Raw genomic sequence first — 16,580 nt, forward strand, 5'->3', positions numbered from 1 at the left:
GCGTGATCCGGTCGCTTTCAGTATGCCGCCGGGGCGCGAGGCTTCGCCCGCTTGCGTATGATTTGCCGCTCTTCGCCTACATGACCATCCCCGCTTCATTCATCCAGGAACTCATCGCACGCGCCGATGTGGTCGAGATCGTCGGCCGCTATGTGCAGCTCAAGAAGGCCGGCGCCAATTTCATGGGCCTGTGCCCGTTCCACGGCGAGAAATCGCCCTCCTTCTCCGTCAGCCCGACCAAGCAGTTCTATCACTGCTTCGGCTGCGGGGTGCATGGCAACGCCATCGGCTTTCTGATGGAGCATGCCGGCATGGGCTTCGTCGAGGCGGTGCACGACCTGGCCGGCCAGTACGGCCTGCAGGTGCCGGAAGACGACGCCTCCCCCGCCGAGCGCGCCCGCGCCGCCAGCCAGCGCCAGAAGCAGGCCACGCTGAGCGACGTGCTCGAAAAGGCCGGCGACGCCTACCGCAAGCACCTGCGGCAGGCGCCCGGCGCCATCGAATACCTGAAGGGCCGGGGGGTGTCGGGCGAAGTGGCCAAGCAGTTCGGCATCGGCTATGCGCCGGCCGGCTGGCGCGCGCTCGCCAGCGTGTTTCCCGACTATGACGACCCCCTGCTCGCCGAGAGCGGGCTGGTGATCGTCAACAACGAGGAAGGCCAGCTCAGCGAGGCCGAGGCCAAGCGCTACGACCGCTTCCGCGACCGCGTGATGTTCCCGATCCGCAATGTGAAGGGCGAATGCATCGGCTTCGGCGGCCGGGTGCTGGGCGACGAGAAGCCCAAGTACCTGAACTCGCCCGAAACGCCCGTTTTCAGCAAGGGCCGCGAGCTCTACGGGCTCTACGAAGCCCGCGCCGCCTTCCGCGACCGCGGCTATGCGCTGGTCACCGAAGGCTACATGGACGTGGTGGCGCTGGCGCAGCTCGGTTTTCCGAACGCGGTGGCCACGCTCGGCACGGCCTGCACCACGGAGCACGTGCAGAAGCTCTTCCGCTTCACCGAATCGGTGGTGTTCAGCTTCGACGGCGACGCCGCGGGCCGGCGCGCTGCGCGCAAGGCGCTCGACGGCGCGCTGCCCTACGCCACCGATGTGCGCAGCATCAAGTTCCTGTTCCTGCCGGCCGAGCACGACCCCGACAGCTTCATCCGCGAGCACGGCGCCGAGGCTTTCGCCCGCTTCGTGAACGAGGCAACGCCGCTGTCGCGCTTCATGCTCGAAGCCGCCCGCGAAGGCTGCGACCTGACTTCCGCCGAGGGCCGCGCCCACATGACGAGCAACGTGCGCCCGCTTTGGAGCGCCATGCCCGACGGCGCACTCAAGCGCCAGTTGCTGAGCGAGATCGCAACGCTGGTGCAGCTCGATGCGGCGGCGCTGTCGGATCTCTGGGCCTCCACACCCGGCCCGCGCAAGGCCGGGGGCGCACCGGCGCCGCAGCGCCACAGCGAGCCCTCGGGCTTCAGCGGTGGCGACAGTGATGACTACTACCCGGACATGCCCCCGCCCCAGGACTACGAACCGCCTCGCTATGAAAGCGATAGCAAGCCCAAGTTCCAGCAGCGCGGCAAGTTCACCAAGGGCAAGCGCTGGGGCGGCAAATTCGAGGAACCCATCGAGCCCCTGCGCGGACGCGGCGCCCCGCCCAGCCGCCCCGACGTGGCGGTGCGGCTGCTGCTGTCGAACATGGCGCAGTGGGAAGCCCTGTCGCACGAGCTTCACCTGATGCTCTGCGAACTGCCCGGCCATCACGGTGCCCTCTTCACCTGGCTCGACAGCCAGCTGCACGAGCACGGTGTCCAGCCCTGGGCAGCCCTGCGCGAAGGCCTGCGCGGACTCGGCTTCGAGCCGCTGGCCGAGCGGTTGATGTCCGTCTCCGAAGCCGGTCCCATCCCCGAGGGCGAAGAAGCGCAGCACCTGGCCGACGCCGCCCGCGAACTCGCCAGCGTGCTCGATTTCATGCTCGACGACCGCCTCAAGGCCCAGCAGAGCGAAGCCATCGCGGCCGTCGGGAAAGACCCGAAAGCCCTGGAGCGCTACAAGGCGCTGGAGACCCGGCGGCTCGAATTGCGCGCCCGCCTGCGCGCCTCGGGTTCAGAAACTGCTTGAAATTTGCGCAACACGCTATAATGTAGGGCTTCGCAACTGGCGAAATTAGGCAAGAGCGACAGCAGCACCTCCGGGCCGACCCCTAGCGCAACGCACTCCAACGGTAAATTCCGGCGGAAAGGGTCAATAACCGCAAGGACTGCATACCAAATGTTCGCCCGACATCTTGCCTGCTGAGGAATTCATTCCTCTTTCCCAATTGTTTTTAGTCCGTGCCTGTGCACGGGCTGTGGTGGCGCTGTCCGTGTGACGGTGCGCCTGTGATTTCGCTTGTTCTTTCTTGCCGTAACGAGGTCGTATGCCCAGTTCAAAGAAGCCTGCTCCTTCACTTGCCAAAAGCGTCGCCACCAAGCCCGCAGCAGAGAAACCGTTGAAAGCCGGCGCGAAGCCGGCAACCAAGACGGCCGCCGCCGCATCCAGATCGGCAGCCGCAACGAAAGTGAAAACCGTGCCCACGAAATCGACCTCTCTCGACGATCCCAAAAAAGCAGCCGCCCCGGCAGCCAAGAAAGTCGGCCGCCCGCCCAAGGCCGCCGGTGCCGCCACGCCTGCCACCGGCGCCAAGCGCGGCCGCAAGCCCAAGGCTGACAAGGATGCGCCCGAGAACGACATCGACCTGTCGGACATCGAGGAAGATCTGGCCGGCGACGAGCCCGCGGCTGCCACGACCACCGAAGAAAAGGTCAAGCCGCTGCGCATGAAGATCAGCAAGGCGAAGGAACGCGCCTTGATGAAGGAATTCGGCCTCGACGAGACCGTGCTCTCCGAAGAAGACCTGGCCAAGCGCCGTTCGCGCCTGAAGACCCTGATCACGCTGGGCAAGACGCGCGGCTACCTCACGCACGGCGAAATCTCCGACCACCTGCCCGACAAGCTGGTCGACGCCGAGACCATGGAAGTCGTGGTCACCATGCTCAACGACATGGGCGTGGCGGTGTACGAGCAGACGCCCGACGCCGAAACCCTGCTGCTGAACAACACCGCGCCCACCGCCACCACGGTGGAAGAAGCCGAGGAAGAAGCCGAAGCGGCCCTGTCCACGGTGGACAGCGAATTCGGCCGCACCACCGACCCGGTTCGCATGTACATGCGCGAGATGGGCACGGTCGAGCTGCTGACGCGCGAAGGCGAAATCGAAATCGCCAAGCGCATCGAAGGCGGCCTGATGGCCATGATGGAAGCCATCTCGGCCTCCCCTGCCACCATCGCCGAGATCCTGCGCCTGGCCGCCGAGATCCGCGAAGGCAAGGTCGTCATCTCGACCATCGTCGACGGCTTCTCGAATCCCAACGAGGCCGACGACTACGTGGCCGAAGAAGACTTCGACGAATTCGACGAGGAAGACGACGATGACGGCAAGGGCGGCTCCAAGGCCCTGACCAAGAAGCTCGAGGAACTCAAGCGCGAAGCGCTCGAGCGCTTCGACCGCATCGCCGGAATGTTCGAGAAGGTCCACAAGATCTACGACAAGGAAGGCTACGGCACCCCCGCGTACGTCAAGGCCCAGGAGGCCCTGTCCGCAGAGCTGATGACCATCCGCTTCACGGCCAAGACCATCGAGAAGCTGTGCGACCTGGTGCGCACGCAGGTCGACGACGTGCGCAAGAAGGAGCGCGAGCTTCGCCGCATCATCGTGGACAAGTGCGGCTTCCCGCAGGACGAGTTCATCCGCGACTTCAGCGGCTACGACAAGAACGGCAACCGCATCGCGTCGAACCTCCTGAACCTCAAGTGGGTCGAGAAGCAGGCTGCCGCCGGCAAGCCCTGGAGCGCCGTGCTCGCGCGCAACATTCCGCCGGTGCAGGAACTGCAGCAACGCCTGACCGACATCCAGTCGCGCGTGGTGGTGCCGCTGACCCAGCTCAAGGACATCAACAAGCGCATGAACGAAGGCGAATCGTCTTCGCGCGATGCCAAGAAGGAAATGATCGAGGCCAACCTGCGCCTCGTGATTTCCATCGCCAAGAAGTACACCAACCGCGGCCTGCAGTTCCTSGACCTGATCCAGGAAGGCAACATCGGCCTSATGAAGGCSGTSGACAAGTTCGAATACCGCCGCGGCTACAAGTTCTCSACCTATGCGACSTGGTGGATCCGCCAGGCCATCACGCGCTCGATCGCCGACCAGGCGCGCACCATCCGCATCCCGGTGCACATGATCGAGACGATCAACAAGATGAACCGCATCTCGCGCCAGCACTTGCAGGAGTTCGGCTTCGAGCCCGACGCCGGCATCCTGGCCGCGAAGATGGAGATCCCGGAAGACAAGATCCGCAAGATCATGAAGATCGCGAAGGAGCCGATCTCGATGGAAACCCCCATCGGCGACGACGACGATTCGCATCTGGGCGACTTCATCGAGGACAGCAGCAACACGGCGCCCATCGAGGCCGCCATGCAAGCCGGCCTGCGCGACGTGGTGAAGGACATCCTGGACTCGCTCACGCCGCGCGAAGCCAAGGTGCTGCGCATGCGCTTCGGCATCGAGATGAGCACGGACCACACGCTGGAAGAAGTCGGCAAGCAGTTCGACGTGACGCGTGAGCGCATCCGCCAGATCGAGGCCAAGGCGCTGCGCAAGCTGAAGCACCCGAGCCGCTCCGACAAGCTGCGCAGCTTCATCGATACTCTGTAATCCGGGTTCCCTGAAGCCACAAGCGCCCGCCTCGCCCCTCACCGGGCGGCGGGCGCTCTCTTTTGGGAGCCGCACACGACAAGAAGAATGGAGCAACTTCCATGAATCCCGATGCAGACAAACTCTGGCAGGCCCCGCGCTGGGCGCTTGCCGTGCTGCTCGCAGTGCTCGGCATGCTCGGGCCCTTCTCCATCGACACCTACATCCCGGCCTTCTCGGGCATTGCGCGCTCCATCGGTGCCACGCCGGCCGAGATGCAGCAAACGCTCTCGGCCTACCTGTTCGGCTTCGCGTTCATGAACCTGTTCCACGGTGCGCTGTCGGACAGCTTCGGCCGCCGGCCTGTGGTGCTGTGGGGACTGGCCGTGTTCACGCTCGCCTCGCTGGGCTGCGCGCTGTCGCAGAACATCACGCAGCTCGTGCTGTTCCGAGGGCTGCAGGGCCTCTCGACCGGCGCCGGCATCGTGGTCTCGCGCGCAGTGATCCGCGACATGTTCCCGCCGGCCGAGGCGCAGCGGGTGATGAGCCAGGTGACGATCTACTTCGGCGTGGCCCCGGCCATCGCACCGATCATCGGCGGCTTCCTGTTCGTGCACGCAGGCTGGCATGCGGTGTTCTGGTTCCTGGTGGCGGTGGGCGTGGTGCTGTTCGCCGCCAACTACAAGCTGCTGCCCGAGACGCTGCACAAGGACCACCGCCAGCCCTTCCAGGTGCGGCACCTGCTGCGCGGCTACTGGGACCTGTGCTCCGATCCGCGCTTCCTGCTGCTGGCCTTTGCCAGCGGCGTGCCCTTCAACGGCATGTTCCTCTACGTGCTGGCCGCGCCCGCGTTCCTGGGCGACCACCTCGCGCTGCAGCCGCAGCAGTTCTTCTGGTTCTTCCTGCTGACCATCGGCGGCATCATGCTCGGCGCGCGCGCCAGCGGCCGCATGGCCGGCAAGGTGGCGCCCAAGCGGCAGATCCGCGACGGCTTCGTCATCATGCTGGCGACCTCGGTGATCAACGTGGTGGCCAACACCTTCTTCGAGGCGCACGTGGCCTGGGCGCTGTGGCCGCTCGCGGTGTTCGCCTTCGGCTGGGCGCTGATGGTGCCGGTGGTCACGCTGCTGGTGCTCGACCTGCACCCGGAGCGCCGCGGCATGGCCTCGTCGCTGCAGGCGGTGATCGGCTCCACCGCCAACGGCGTGGTGGCCGGCGCGGTGGCGCCGCTGGTGATGCACTCGACGCTCGCGCTGGCGCTGACCTCCATGGGCATGCTCGGCATCGGCCTGGTCGCATGGGTGTGGCTGCATGGCCGCTGGCCCGAGATCGGGCGCCTGGTGGCTCACGAAGGCTGAGGACGGAGGCTGCGATGCGGTTCGAGGCACTCCTGAATCATGCGCGCGCCTGGCTGCCGGGCCGCACCACCGTCGATGCGCGCGAGCGGCTGCGCGCGGTTGCGGGCGCCGGCCTCGGGCTGCTGGTCACGGCGCTGCTGTGCCGGTGGCTGGCCGGCCCGCTGGCCGCGACCGTCTGGCTGATCGCACCGCTGGGCGCCAGCGCCGTGCTGGTGTTCGCGGTGCCGGCGAGCCCGTTGGCGCAGCCGTGGTCGGTCATCGGCGGCAACACGCTGTCGGCGGTGGTCGGCATCGCGGCCGTCAACTGGATTCCCGACTCCGCGCTGGCCGCCGCTGTGGCCGTGGCGGGCGCCATCGGCCTGATGTTCAGCGCGCGCTGCCTGCATCCGCCCGGCGGCGCCGCGGCGCTGCTGGCGGTGCTGACGCACACCACGCATTTCTCGTCCGCCCTCTTCCCCTTCTTCACCAACTCGCTGCTGCTGGTGCTGGCCGGCGTGGCCTACAACACGCTCACCGGGCGGCGCTACCCGCACGTGCAGGTGGTGCGTCCGCCCGCGGCCGATGCGCGCTTCAGCCAGGCCGACATCGACGCGGTGCTGGCCCGCTACAACCAGGTGCTCGACATCAGCCGCGACGACCTCGAATCGCTGATCCGCGAAACCGAGCTCGAGTCGTACAAGCGGCGCCTCGGTACGCTGACCTGTGCCGACATCATGTCCAGCGTGCCCATCTCGGTGGAGTTCGGCACGCCGCTGCAGGAAGCCTGGGCGCTGATGCACGAACGACACATCAAGGCCCTGCCCGTCACCGACCGCACGCGCCGCGTGGTCGGCATCGTCACGCAGGCCGACTTCTTCCGCCAGCTCGACCTGCAGCACCATGACGGCATCGCCGGCAAGCTGCGCGACCTGATCCGCGCCACGCGCACGGTGATGTCGAACAAGCCCGAGGTGGTTGGCCAGATCATGACGCGCCAGGTGCGCGTGGCCAGCGCCGACCGGCCCGTGGTCGACCTGGTGCCGCTGTTCTCCGAGGGCGGGCATCACCATATCCCGATCATCGACGGCGAGAAGCGGTTGACGGGGATGATCACGCAGTCGGACTTCGTGCGGGCGTTGTACCGCGCCGTCGGGCCGGCTTGATTTTTCCTCGTCCCCTGCCGGGGGAGGGTCGGGGTGGGGGGCACGACGGCATCGACCACGACGCAGCGCGTCATCGACGGCCGCCAGCCCCCATCCCAGCCTTCCCCAGAGGGGGAAGGAGCAAGGCCCTTACTCCAGCACCACGTTCGCTTTCTTCACCAGCGCCGCATAGCGCGCGGCCTCGCTGCGGAAGTAGCTCGCGGCCTGCTCGGGCGTCGTGGGCCTGACGACGTTGCCCTGCTTGTCCATCGCCTCGCGCACTTCGGGGCTCGCGAAAGCGGCGGCCACCGCATCGTGCACGCGCTGCACGTCGGCCGCCTGCATCTTCGGCGGGCCGATCACCGCGAACCAGCCTTCGACCGCGTAGTTCGGCAGCCCCTGCTCCGCGATGGTCGGAATCTCCGGCGCTGCCGGCGAGCGCGTCGCGCCGCACAGGCCGATGGCGCGCAGCGCACCGCTCCGGATGTGCTGCTGCACGGCCGGCAGCGCGACCACGCCCATCTCGACCTGCCCGCCGATCATGTCGGTCACCATCGGCCCGGTGCCCTTGTAGGGGATGTGCCGCGCCTTCACGCCGGCCTCGTCCATGAACATCTCGCCGGCAAGATGGATGATGGTGCCGTTGCCCGACGAGGCGTAGTTGTAGCCCTCGGGTTTGGCGCGCAGCAGCGCCACCAGTTCCTTCACGTTCTTCGCGGGCACCTTCGGGTTCACCAGCAGCACCAGCGGCGTCGCGCCCACCACGCTGATCGGCGTGACGTCGTTGATCGCGTCGAAGGGCATCTTCTTGAACACCGCCGGATTGATGACGTGGTTGTTCGACACCATGCCCAGCGTGAGTCCGTCGGGCGCGGCCTTGACGATGGCCGCCGCGCCGGTGATGCCGCCCGCACCCGGCAGGTTCTCGATCACCACCGGCTGGCCGAAGGCCTTGCCGAGCGCGGGCGCCGCCGCGCGCACGATGGTGTCGACGCCCGAGCCGGCGCTGATCGGCAGGATGAAGCGGACGGGCTTGTCGGAGCCCTGCGCGAGCGCCGGGCGCGCACCCATCGCGGCCACCGCGGCGGCGCACGCGCCGAGGCCGAGCACCGCGCGGCGGTTCAGGCGATCCAGGTTCGTCGAGGGAAGTGTCTTCGTCATGGTCTTGTCTCTCTTTATGTTTCGGGAAAAGGATCGCAGGCTCAGGCCACTGCCGAATCGGCGAGCAGGGCGTCCACCTGCTCGCGTGCATAGCCCAGTTCGGCCAGCAGTTCGCGCGTGTGCTCGCCGAGCGTGGGCGGATTCAGGCGCACGCCAAGGCGCTCGCCGCCGAGCGTGATCGGGAACAGCGTCGTCTGCGCCGTTTCACCGGCACGCTCGCCGTCGGGCAGGCGGATGTCCACGAGCCCGCCGGTGGCCTTCAGGTGCGGGTCTTCGTACAGGTCTTCCGGCCGCGTGATCGGCGCGAACGGCAGGCCCTTGGCCTCGAAGATCGCCGACAGTTCCGCCGCCGAACGATCGGCCAGGCGCTGGCGCAGATCGGCCAGCAGCGTGGGCCGCAAACGCACGCGGTCGTTGTTCGTGCGCAGGGCCGGGTCGGCCTTCAGGTCGTCGAAGCCCAGCGCGTCACAGAAGGTCTTCCACTGCGCGTCGCTCACCGCGGCCAGGAAGATCTGCTCGCCGTCCTTCACGGTGAACACGTCGTACAGCGCCCACGCCGAGATGCGCTCGGGCATCGGCGCGGCGGCCTGCCCCGTGATCGCGTACTGCAGCATGTGCTGGCCGACCAGGAACACGTTGTTCTCGAACAGCGCGGACTGCACCTCCTGCCCCTTGCCGGTCTCGGCGCGCTGCATCAGCGCGGCGATCGCGCCGATGGCGCCGAACATGCCGCCCATGATGTCGTTCACGCTCGTGCCCGCGCGCAGCGGGTCGCCGGGGCGGCCGGTCATGTAGGCGAGGCCGCCCATCATCTGCACCACCTCGTCGAGCGCAGTGCGGTGCTCGTACGGGCCGGGCAGGAAGCCGGTGTGGTTCACGTACACGAGGCGCGGGTTGAGCTTGCCGAGGGCGGCATAGCCCAGGCCGTACTTGTCCATGGTGCCTGGCTTGAAGTTCTGCGCCACCACGTCGGCCGTGGCGCACAGGCGCAGCGCGGCCTCGAGCCCCTCGGGCTTCTTGAGGTCGAGCGCAATGCTCTTCTTGTTGCGGTTGAACATGGGAAAGAAGCCAGCCCCCGCACCCAGCAGGTGCCGCGTGCGGTCGCCCTCGATCGGCTCGACCTTGATGACCTCGGCGCCCAGGTCCGCGAGCACCATGCCGCAGGTCGGCCCCATGACCATGTGCGTGAACTCGACCACGCGGATGCCAGCCAGCGGCAGGCGCTTTTCTTCGGTGCCTGCGGTGCTCATGCCGCGACCCCCGCCGTGGCCGCGAAGGTCTTTGGAAAGCCCGCGCGCCATACCGTGCCCTGCAGCGTTTCGCCTTCGAGCCAGCCCGCCACGCGCTTGCGCAGCTCGAGCAGCTTCGGCAGATCGACGCCCGTCGCGACGCCCATGCTCTCGAGCATGAAGACGAGGTCTTCGGTGTCGACGTTGCCGCTGGCCCCGGGCGCATGCGGGCAGCCGCCGATGCCGGCGAGGCAGGCGTCGAAGCGCGTCACGCCGACTTCCAGCGCCGCGTAGACATTGGCCAGCCCGAGGCCGCGCGTGTCATGGAAGTGGCCGCACCACAGTCGGTCGCCCGCAATGCGCAGCGCGCGCTCGAACAGGCTACGGACCATCGCCGGATCGGCATAGCCGACGGTGTCGGCAAGGCTCACGCGGTCGGCGCCCGCGTCGAGCAGCGCCTGCATCAGCCGCAGCACTTCGTCGGCGTCGACGTGGCCCTGGAGCGTGCAGCCGAAGGCCGTGCCCACGCCGCCGTCGATGAGCGTCTTCGAGCCCGCCGCATCGCGCGCGGCGCGGATGCGGCCCACCTCGGCCACCACCTCGTCGGGCGTCTTGCGCAGGTTGGCGAGGCTGTGTGCGTGGCTGGCCGAGAGCGGCACGATCATCAGGTCGGCCTCGCCCGCGATGGCGCGCTCCGCGCCCTTCAGGTTGGGCACCAGCACCGAGGCGAAGAGCCCGGGCAAGGTCTTCGCATAGGCCAGCAGCTCGGCCGTGTCCGCCAGCTGCGGCAGCAGGTGCGCCGGCACGAAGGAGCCGACTTCGATCTCGCGCTGGCCGGCCGCATGCGCGTCGCGGATCCATTCGAGCTTGCGTGCGGTGGGCAGCACGCGGGCAATGCTCTGCAGGCCGTCGCGCAGGCCCACTTCGCGAACGACCGCGCATGGCGGCAGGAAGGGGTGAATCAAGACTTTGTCTCCGTCGTGAGGGTACGGCGTGAATATTAGAAGTTCCGATTCGACCCAGAAGGTATATTTTGGAAGCCATTTGCTTCCGAAGCGGAACACCATGAGAGACCTCGACCTCACCACCCTGCGCCTGTTCGTCGCCGTCTGCGAAACGCGCAGCATCGCGCGCGCCGGCGAGCAGGCCAGCATCGTCGGCTCGGCCATCAGCAAGCGGCTGGCCCAGCTCGAAGAAGCGGTGGGCACGCCGCTGCTGCTGCGCAAGCGCCGCGGCGTGGTGCCCACGCCGGCCGGCGAAACCCTGCTGGAGCACGCCCGCGCGATGCTCGGCAGCGTGAACCGCATCGAGCGCGACATGGCCGCCTATGCGGGCGGCGCTCGCGGGCACGTGCGCATCCTGGCCTCGGCCTCGGTCATGGCCGAGTCGCTGGCGGAAGACGTGGCGGGCTTTTTGAAGGACCCGGCCCACCGCAACATCCGCGTCGACATGGAAGAGCGCGTAAGCCCCGAGATCGTGCGCGGCATCCGCGAGGGCAGCGCTTCCATCGGCCTGTGCTGGGATGCCGCCGACCTCGACGGCCTGGAGCGGCGCAACTACCGCTCCGACCACCTCGCCATCGTCGCGCACCCGTCGCATCCCGTCGCAAGGCACGAGCACGTGCGCTTCGAGCAGGTGCTCGACCACGAATTCGTCGGCATGCCGGCGCTGAGCGCCGTGCAGTTGATGCTGGCGCGCGAGGCAGCGGTGGCGGGCAAGCCGCTGGTGTACCGAGTGCTGGTCTCCAACTTCGACGCGGCACTGCGGGTGGTGCGGGCCGGACTGGCGATCAGCGTGGTGCCGGCGGAGGTGGCGCGGCCCTTCACCGATGCCTTCGGCCTGCGGCTGATGCCGCTCACCGACGCGTGGGCGCGGCGGCGTTTCGCGATCTGCTTTCGCGGCGAGGCGGCGCTGTCGCCGTCGGCGCAACTGCTGGTCGCGCACCTCGAGAGATGCGCCACGGACTGACGACCCGGAAGCTCATTCGGCCGAAATCCGAAACTATTCGTTGTGAATCATCAGGTTTTTGTTTCGATTCTCGCAACCTAACATTCGGGGCATTCAGCGCTGTCACCTCTTCGCATCACACATTCAGAAAGATCGCCGCCATGTTCCGCAGAGCCCTCCTCTCCGCCGCTGCCCTCGCCACCACGCTGAGCCTCGCCCCGCTTGCCGCGCAGGCGGCCCAGCCGCTCAAGCTCGACGTCTACAACCCCGGCACGAAATCGATGTTCCCGGTCTCTTCGGAAATCGTCACGGGCCAGACCGACGCCGTGCTGATCGACGCCCAGTTCCAGCGCAACGACGCCGAGGCGCTGGTGCAGAAGATCAAGGCCACGGGCAAGAAGCTCACCACGGTCTACATCAGCCACAGCGATCCCGACTACTACTTCGGCCTCGATGTGATCCAGGCCGCCTTCCCCGACGCAAAGATCGTCGCCACGCCGCAGACCGTGGCCGCGATCCAGGCCTCGAAGGACGGCAAGCTCGCGCACTGGGGCCCGATCCTCAAGGACAACGCGCCCAAGGCGCTGCTCGTACCCGAGCCGCTGGCCGGTGACAGCCTCACGCTCGAAGGCCGCAAGATCCAGGTCGTCGGCCTCGACGGCCCCACGCCCGAACGCACCTTCGGCTGGATTCCTTCGCTGAAGGCCGTGGTCGGCGGCATCCCCGTCTCGGCCAACATCCACGTGTGGGTGGCCGACACGCAGACGCCCGAATCGCGCCAGGAATGGATCAAGACGCTCGGCCGCATCGAGGCACTGCACCCGAAGACCGTGGTGCCCGGCCACTACCTGCCGAACGCCAACGGCTCGGCGCCTTACACGCTGGCCTCGGTGAAGTTCACGCGCAGCTACCTGCAGGCCTTCGAAACCGAAGCCGCCAAGGCCAAGGGCTCGGTCGCGCTGATCGCCGCGATGAAGAAGCGCTACCCGAAGCTGGAAGGCACTTCGTCGCTGGAACTCGGCGCCAAGGTCATCAAGGGAGAAATGAAATGGCCGCAGTGAACGACACCATCACCCTGCACTACATCTTCGACCCGCTGTGCGGCTGGTGCTACGCCGCGGCGCCGCTGGTCGACGCGGCGCGCAACATGCCGGGCCTGCAGGTCGCGTTCCATGGCGGCGGCATGATGACCGGCGCCAACCGCCGCGCAATCACGCCGCAGTGGCGCGAGTACGTGATACCGCACGACCGGCGCATCGCCGAGATGACGGGCCAGCCCTTCGGCGAAGGCTACTTCGAAGGACTGCTGCGCGACACCGGCGCGGTGATGGATTCCGAGCCGCCGATCACCGCCATCCTCGCGGCCGAATCGCTGCGCTCAGGCGGTGGGCTGGACATGGTGCATCGCCTGCAGCGTGCGCACTATGTCGAAGGCCGACGCATCGCCGACGCGCAAGTGCTGAAGGCGGTGGCCGCGGAACTCGGTTTCGATACCGAAGCCTTTGCTGCAGCCGTCGAGCGCCTGGCGGGAGAAGCGACCGCGCAACACATCGCCGAAAGCCGCCAGCTGCTGCAACGTGCGGGCGGCCAGGGATTCCCGACCTTCGTGCTGACGCGGGCCGATGGCAGCGCCAGCCGCATCGAGGTCGGCCCGTGGCTGGGCCGTACCGAAGACTGGAAGGCGCGCCTCGCGGAACTCGTCTAGCGCGCCACGCCCAGCAGCCGGTCCAGCACCTGCGGCTGGGTGCGCAGCGCCGCGGCGCTGTCCTTGTGCACGATGGTGCCGTGGTCCAACACCACTGCTTCGTCGGAGATCGCGAGGATCGCCTGCGGATGCTGCTCCACGATGATCGCGGCCAGCCCCTCGTCCTGCGTGATGCGGCGGATGGCGCGCAGCAGCTCTTCCACAATGATCGGCGCGAGCCCTTCGAGTGGCTCGTCGAGCAGCAGCAGCTTGGGGTTCAGCACCAGCGCGCGGCCCACGGCCAGCATCTGCTGCTCGCCGCCCGACAGCTGCGTGCCGAGGTTGGTCTTGCGCTCTGCGAGACGCGGGAACATCTCGTAGACCCGTTGCGGATTCCACTTGCCCGGCCGTTCCACGGCCGTGAGGTTCTCGTGCACGGTGAGCGACTTGAAGATGTTGCGCTCCTGCGGCACCCAGCCGATGCCGGCTGCCGCGCGCTGGTGCGGCGCCAGCTTGTGCAGCGCCTGTCCGCTCAGCGCGATGCTGCCGCCATGCTGGCGCGTGGCGCCCGCGAGCGTATTGATCAGCGTGGTCTTGCCCGTGCCATTGCGGCCCAGCAGCGCCAGCGTCTGGCCCTCGCCGAGCGCGAACGCCACGTCGTGCAGCACCACGGCCTCGCCGTAGCCGGCACTCAGGTTCTCGATGCGCAGCAGCTCAGACATGGGCGGTTTCTCCGTGGCCCAGATAGACCTCTTTCACCTTGGGATCGTTGGCGATGGTTTCAGGGTCGCCCTCGGTCAGCAGCGTGCCGTTGACCAGCACCGTCATGCGGTCGGCAAAGCTGAACACCAGGTCCATGTCGTGCTCGATGAGCAGCACCGACACGTCGGCCGGCAGCGCGGCCACGGTTTGCAGCAGCTCCTCGCGCTCGCCGGCGGGCACGCCCGCCACCGGCTCGTCGAGCAGCAGCACGCGCGGCTCGCAGGCCAGCGCGATGGCGATCTCCAGCAGGCGGCGCTTGCCATAAGCCAGGTGCTTCACCTGCTGTTGTGCCACGTCGCTCAGGTGGAATTGCTCGAGCAGTTGCGTCGCGCGCTCGGCGATGGCCTTGCTGGCGCCCAGCGGACGCCACCATTGCGCGCCGATGCCCTGGTGCTGCGACACCACGAGCGCCAGCGTTTCGAGCGGCGTCATCGAATCGAACAACTGGTTGATCTGGAACGTGCGCACCAACCCGCGCGCCACGCGCTTGTGCGGCGCGAGCGTCGTGATGTCTTCGCCCAGCAGCGTGATGCGGCCTTCGGTCGGCGTGAGCACGCCCGTGAGCTGGTTGATCAGCGTGGTCTTGCCCGCGCCGTTGGGGCCGATCAGCGCATGGCGCGCGCCGCGCTTGAGCTCCATCGACACGTTGTTGGTGGCCGTGATGCCGCCGAAGCGCATCACGAGGCCGTGGGTGGAAAGAACGGTGTCGCTCATGCCGCTCCACCCTTCTTCTTGCCGGCGCCGAACCACGTCCAGGGCTTCAGCAGCCGGTCGCGCCCGACCAGCACCAGCAGCACCAGGATCAGGCCGATCCAGAACATCCAGTACTGCGGCGTCACGGCCGACAGCCAGGTCTGCAGCAGCTTGAACACGATGGCGCCCGCCACGCCGCCATAGAGCCAGCCCACGCCGCCGATGACGAGCATCAGCAGCACGTCGGCCGAGCGGTCGAAGGCCAGCACGTCGAGCGAGGCGAAGCCGGTGGTCTGCGCCAGCAGCGCGCCCGCGGCTCCGGCGATGCCGGCTGCCACGGTGTAGATGACCGCAAGGCGCGACACCACCGGGATGCCGATGGCCATGGCGCGCAGCCGGTTGTCGCGGATGGCCTTGAGCGTCGCGCCGAACGGCGAATGCACCAGCCGGCGCATCAGCAGGAACAGCAGCAGCATCACGGCCAGCGAATACCAGGCGGCCGTGCGGCCGTACAGGTCGAAGTCGAACAGGCCGAGCACCGGTCCCATCACCACGCCCTGCAGGCCGTCGGCACCGCCGGTCAGCCAGTCGAGCTTGTTGGCGAGTTCGAGCAGCAGCAGCGCGGTGCCGAGCGTGACCATCAGGCGCGTGAGGTCGCTGCCGCGCAAGATCGTCACGCTGGCGACGAGGCCCAGCAGCGCGGAGAGCACGGTGGCGACCACGAGCCCCACGGTCGGGTCGGGCATCACGAGCTTGGCGAACAGCGCCGCCGCATACGCGCCGAAGCCGAAGAAGGCGGCATGGCCCAGCGACACGATGCCGGTGTAGCCGAGGATCAGGTCGAGCGACATCGCAAACAGCGCGACGATGGCGATCTCGTTGATCAGCAGCGAGTGCGAAGGCATCACGAGCGGCAGCGCGAAGGCCGCGGCCCAGACGACGAACTCGAGCGAGTGCCAGCGCGCCTTGCGCAGCAGGGCCGACTGGAAATCGGTCGCAGAAGAAGGCGTGCTCATTCAGCGCCCCCCTTTGCGGGTGAACAGGCCCTGGGGCCGCCACATCAATATGAGGATCATCAGCAGGTAGACGGTGAACGCGCCCATCTTCGGAATGAAGTACTTGCCCGCCACGTCGGCAATGCCCAGCAGCAGCGCCGCCGCGAGCGGCCCGGTGATCGACGAGGTGCCGCCGACCGACACCACGATCAGGAAATAGATCATGTACTTGAGCGGGAAGGTCGGGTCGAGCCCGAGAATTTCCGCGCCCAGCGCACCGCCCAACCCCGCGAGCCCGGAGCCCACGGCGAAGGTCAGCAGGAACACGATGTTCACGTTGATGCCCAGCCCCGCCGCCACGCGCGGGTCGTCGACCGCCGCGCGCAGCCGGCTGCCGAAGCGCGTCTTCGACAGGATGAGCTGAAGCACCACCGTGAGCACGGCGCACACGCCGATGATGAAGAGCCGGTAGTGCCCCATGCCCAGCAGCAGCGCGCCATCGCCGATTTCGGTACGGCCGCGCAGCCACTCGGGCAGCTGCACGTTCTGCTGCGACGATCCCACGAAGTAGTCGATGGCCGCCACGGCCATGAAGGCGAGGCCGATGGAAAAAAGCACCTGGTCGAGGTGCGGCTTGCCGTACATCGGCCGATAGAGCGTGCGTTCGAGCAAAGCCCCGGCCAACGCGACGACGATGAACGCGAACGGCAGGCAGGCCAGAAACGGCAGGCCCAGCTTCTGCATCGCGAACACGGTGAGGTACCCGCCCGCCATGGCGAAGGCGCCGTGCGCGAGGTTGATGAAGTTCATCAGCCCGAGCGTCACGGCCAAGCCGACGGCGAGCACGAAGAGCAGCATGCCGTAGGCGATGCCGTCGAAAAGAATGGTCAACATATCAGCGATTCACCAGC

The 16,580-nt window shown here is 67.6% G+C and carries 14 protein-coding genes and 1 pseudogene; 7 read left to right on the forward strand and 8 right to left on the reverse strand.

What is annotated here, in order from left to right; translation table 11 throughout:
• The first annotated feature begins 80 nt into the window (after positions 1-80).
• Positions 81-2,105, forward strand: a complete 2,025-nt coding sequence (gene dnaG, locus AC1DFC_RS19155) for a DNA primase (RefSeq protein ID WP_007830661.1) — start codon at positions 81-83, stop codon at positions 2,103-2,105.
• Positions 2,106-2,228: 123 nt separating this feature from the next.
• Here dnaG and AC1DFC_RS19160 read toward each other — a convergent pair whose 3' ends face one another.
• Positions 2,229-2,561 carry a hypothetical protein gene (locus AC1DFC_RS19160; protein WP_235507901.1) on the reverse strand — a complete coding sequence of 111 codons (333 nt, stop codon included), beginning with the start codon at positions 2,559-2,561 and terminating at the stop codon, positions 2,229-2,231.
• Here AC1DFC_RS19160 and rpoD point away from each other — a divergent pair.
• From rpoD to AC1DFC_RS19175, 3 genes are all read left to right on the forward strand, one after another.
• The gene (gene rpoD, locus AC1DFC_RS19165; protein ID WP_235507900.1) at positions 2,554-4,740 is read left to right on the forward strand and encodes an RNA polymerase sigma factor RpoD; all 2,187 of its coding nucleotides are present in this window, start codon (positions 2,554-2,556) and stop codon (positions 4,738-4,740) included. The two genes, AC1DFC_RS19160 and rpoD, sit on opposite strands and share 8 nt — an antisense overlap.
• A gap of 101 nt (positions 4,741-4,841) precedes the next feature.
• A complete protein-coding gene (locus AC1DFC_RS19170) occupies positions 4,842-6,077 on the forward strand; it encodes a multidrug effflux MFS transporter (protein WP_413333895.1) in 1,236 nt (411 codons plus the stop codon).
• Between the two features lie 14 nt (positions 6,078-6,091).
• Positions 6,092-7,219 carry an HPP family protein gene (locus tag AC1DFC_RS19175; RefSeq protein WP_413314550.1) on the forward strand — a complete coding sequence of 376 codons (1,128 nt, stop codon included), beginning with the start codon at positions 6,092-6,094 and terminating at the stop codon, positions 7,217-7,219.
• 129 nt (positions 7,220-7,348) lie between these two features.
• On the opposite strand, the gene AC1DFC_RS19180 is transcribed toward AC1DFC_RS19175, so the two are convergent.
• The 3 genes from AC1DFC_RS19180 to AC1DFC_RS19190 are packed head-to-tail and all read right to left on the reverse strand — an operon-like array spanning position 7,349 to position 10,553.
• Entirely contained in the window at positions 7,349-8,359 is a 1,011-nt protein-coding gene (locus AC1DFC_RS19180) for a tripartite tricarboxylate transporter substrate binding protein (protein WP_007830645.1), read from the reverse strand.
• A gap of 41 nt (positions 8,360-8,400) precedes the next feature.
• Positions 8,401-9,609: a CaiB/BaiF CoA transferase family protein gene (locus AC1DFC_RS19185; protein ID WP_007830643.1), complete on the reverse strand. Its 1,209-nt coding sequence runs from the start codon at positions 9,607-9,609 to the stop codon at positions 8,401-8,403.
• Entirely contained in the window at positions 9,606-10,553 is a 948-nt protein-coding gene (locus AC1DFC_RS19190; RefSeq protein ID WP_007830641.1) for a hydroxymethylglutaryl-CoA lyase, read from the reverse strand. Before AC1DFC_RS19190 ends, AC1DFC_RS19185 begins: the two co-directional genes overlap by 4 nt.
• A gap of 100 nt (positions 10,554-10,653) precedes the next feature.
• Here AC1DFC_RS19190 and AC1DFC_RS19195 point away from each other — a divergent pair, with 100 nt between their 5' ends.
• From AC1DFC_RS19195 to AC1DFC_RS19205, 3 genes and pseudogenes are all read left to right on the forward strand, one after another.
• On the forward strand, positions 10,654-11,556 hold the full coding sequence (locus AC1DFC_RS19195) for a LysR family transcriptional regulator (RefSeq protein ID WP_413333890.1): 903 nt from the start codon (positions 10,654-10,656) through the stop codon (positions 11,554-11,556).
• Positions 11,557-11,696: 140 nt separating this feature from the next.
• Positions 11,697-12,590, forward strand: a pseudogene (locus AC1DFC_RS19200) (MBL fold metallo-hydrolase); the annotation flags it as partial.
• Positions 12,584-13,240: a DsbA family protein gene (locus AC1DFC_RS19205; protein WP_413333888.1), complete on the forward strand. Its 657-nt coding sequence runs from the start codon at positions 12,584-12,586 to the stop codon at positions 13,238-13,240. The pseudogene AC1DFC_RS19200 and the gene AC1DFC_RS19205, both read left to right, overlap by 7 nt.
• Here the strand turns inward: AC1DFC_RS19205 and AC1DFC_RS19210 are convergent.
• From AC1DFC_RS19210 to AC1DFC_RS19225, 4 genes are read right to left on the reverse strand one after another with little or no spacing between them, the layout of a single operon-like run.
• Complete coding sequence (locus tag AC1DFC_RS19210) at positions 13,237-13,941, reverse strand: ABC transporter ATP-binding protein (protein WP_007830636.1); 705 nt, start codon at positions 13,939-13,941, stop codon at positions 13,237-13,239. The two genes, AC1DFC_RS19205 and AC1DFC_RS19210, sit on opposite strands and share 4 nt — an antisense overlap.
• Positions 13,934-14,695, reverse strand: coding sequence for an ABC transporter ATP-binding protein (locus AC1DFC_RS19215; protein ID WP_007830634.1), 762 nt, complete (start codon positions 14,693-14,695; stop codon positions 13,934-13,936). The genes AC1DFC_RS19210 and AC1DFC_RS19215 overlap by 8 nt, the downstream gene beginning before the upstream one ends.
• Positions 14,692-15,690 carry a branched-chain amino acid ABC transporter permease gene (locus tag AC1DFC_RS19220; RefSeq protein WP_007830632.1) on the reverse strand — a complete coding sequence of 333 codons (999 nt, stop codon included), beginning with the start codon at positions 15,688-15,690 and terminating at the stop codon, positions 14,692-14,694. The genes AC1DFC_RS19215 and AC1DFC_RS19220 overlap by 4 nt, the downstream gene beginning before the upstream one ends.
• Positions 15,691-16,563: a branched-chain amino acid ABC transporter permease gene (locus tag AC1DFC_RS19225; protein WP_007830631.1), complete on the reverse strand. Its 873-nt coding sequence runs from the start codon at positions 16,561-16,563 to the stop codon at positions 15,691-15,693.
• Positions 16,564-16,580 lie beyond the last annotated feature (17 nt).

The organism is Variovorax sp. 10L421 (assembly GCF_056395365.1).

Excerpts from the sequence above, each read along its gene's own strand:
- AC1DFC_RS19205 (WP_413333888.1), top strand. The coding sequence starts at position 12,584 with ATGGCCGCAGTGAACGACACCATCACCCTGCACTACATCTTCGACCCG.
- AC1DFC_RS19195 (WP_413333890.1), top strand. The coding sequence starts at position 10,654 with ATGAGAGACCTCGACCTCACCACCCTGCGCCTGTTCGTCGCCGTCTGC.
- AC1DFC_RS19225 (WP_007830631.1), bottom strand. The coding sequence starts at position 16,563 with ATGTTGACCATTCTTTTCGACGGCATCGCCTACGGCATGCTGCTCTTC.
- dnaG (WP_007830661.1), top strand. The coding sequence starts at position 81 with ATGACCATCCCCGCTTCATTCATCCAGGAACTCATCGCACGCGCCGAT.
- AC1DFC_RS19210 (WP_007830636.1), bottom strand. The coding sequence starts at position 13,941 with ATGTCTGAGCTGCTGCGCATCGAGAACCTGAGTGCCGGCTACGGCGAG.
- AC1DFC_RS19170 (WP_413333895.1), top strand. The coding sequence starts at position 4,842 with ATGAATCCCGATGCAGACAAACTCTGGCAGGCCCCGCGCTGGGCGCTT.
- AC1DFC_RS19175 (WP_413314550.1), top strand. The coding sequence starts at position 6,092 with ATGCGGTTCGAGGCACTCCTGAATCATGCGCGCGCCTGGCTGCCGGGC.
- AC1DFC_RS19185 (WP_007830643.1), bottom strand. The coding sequence starts at position 9,609 with ATGAGCACCGCAGGCACCGAAGAAAAGCGCCTGCCGCTGGCTGGCATC.
- AC1DFC_RS19215 (WP_007830634.1), bottom strand. The coding sequence starts at position 14,695 with ATGAGCGACACCGTTCTTTCCACCCACGGCCTCGTGATGCGCTTCGGC.
- AC1DFC_RS19180 (WP_007830645.1), bottom strand. The coding sequence starts at position 8,359 with ATGACGAAGACACTTCCCTCGACGAACCTGGATCGCCTGAACCGCCGC.
- AC1DFC_RS19220 (WP_007830632.1), bottom strand. The coding sequence starts at position 15,690 with ATGAGCACGCCTTCTTCTGCGACCGATTTCCAGTCGGCCCTGCTGCGC.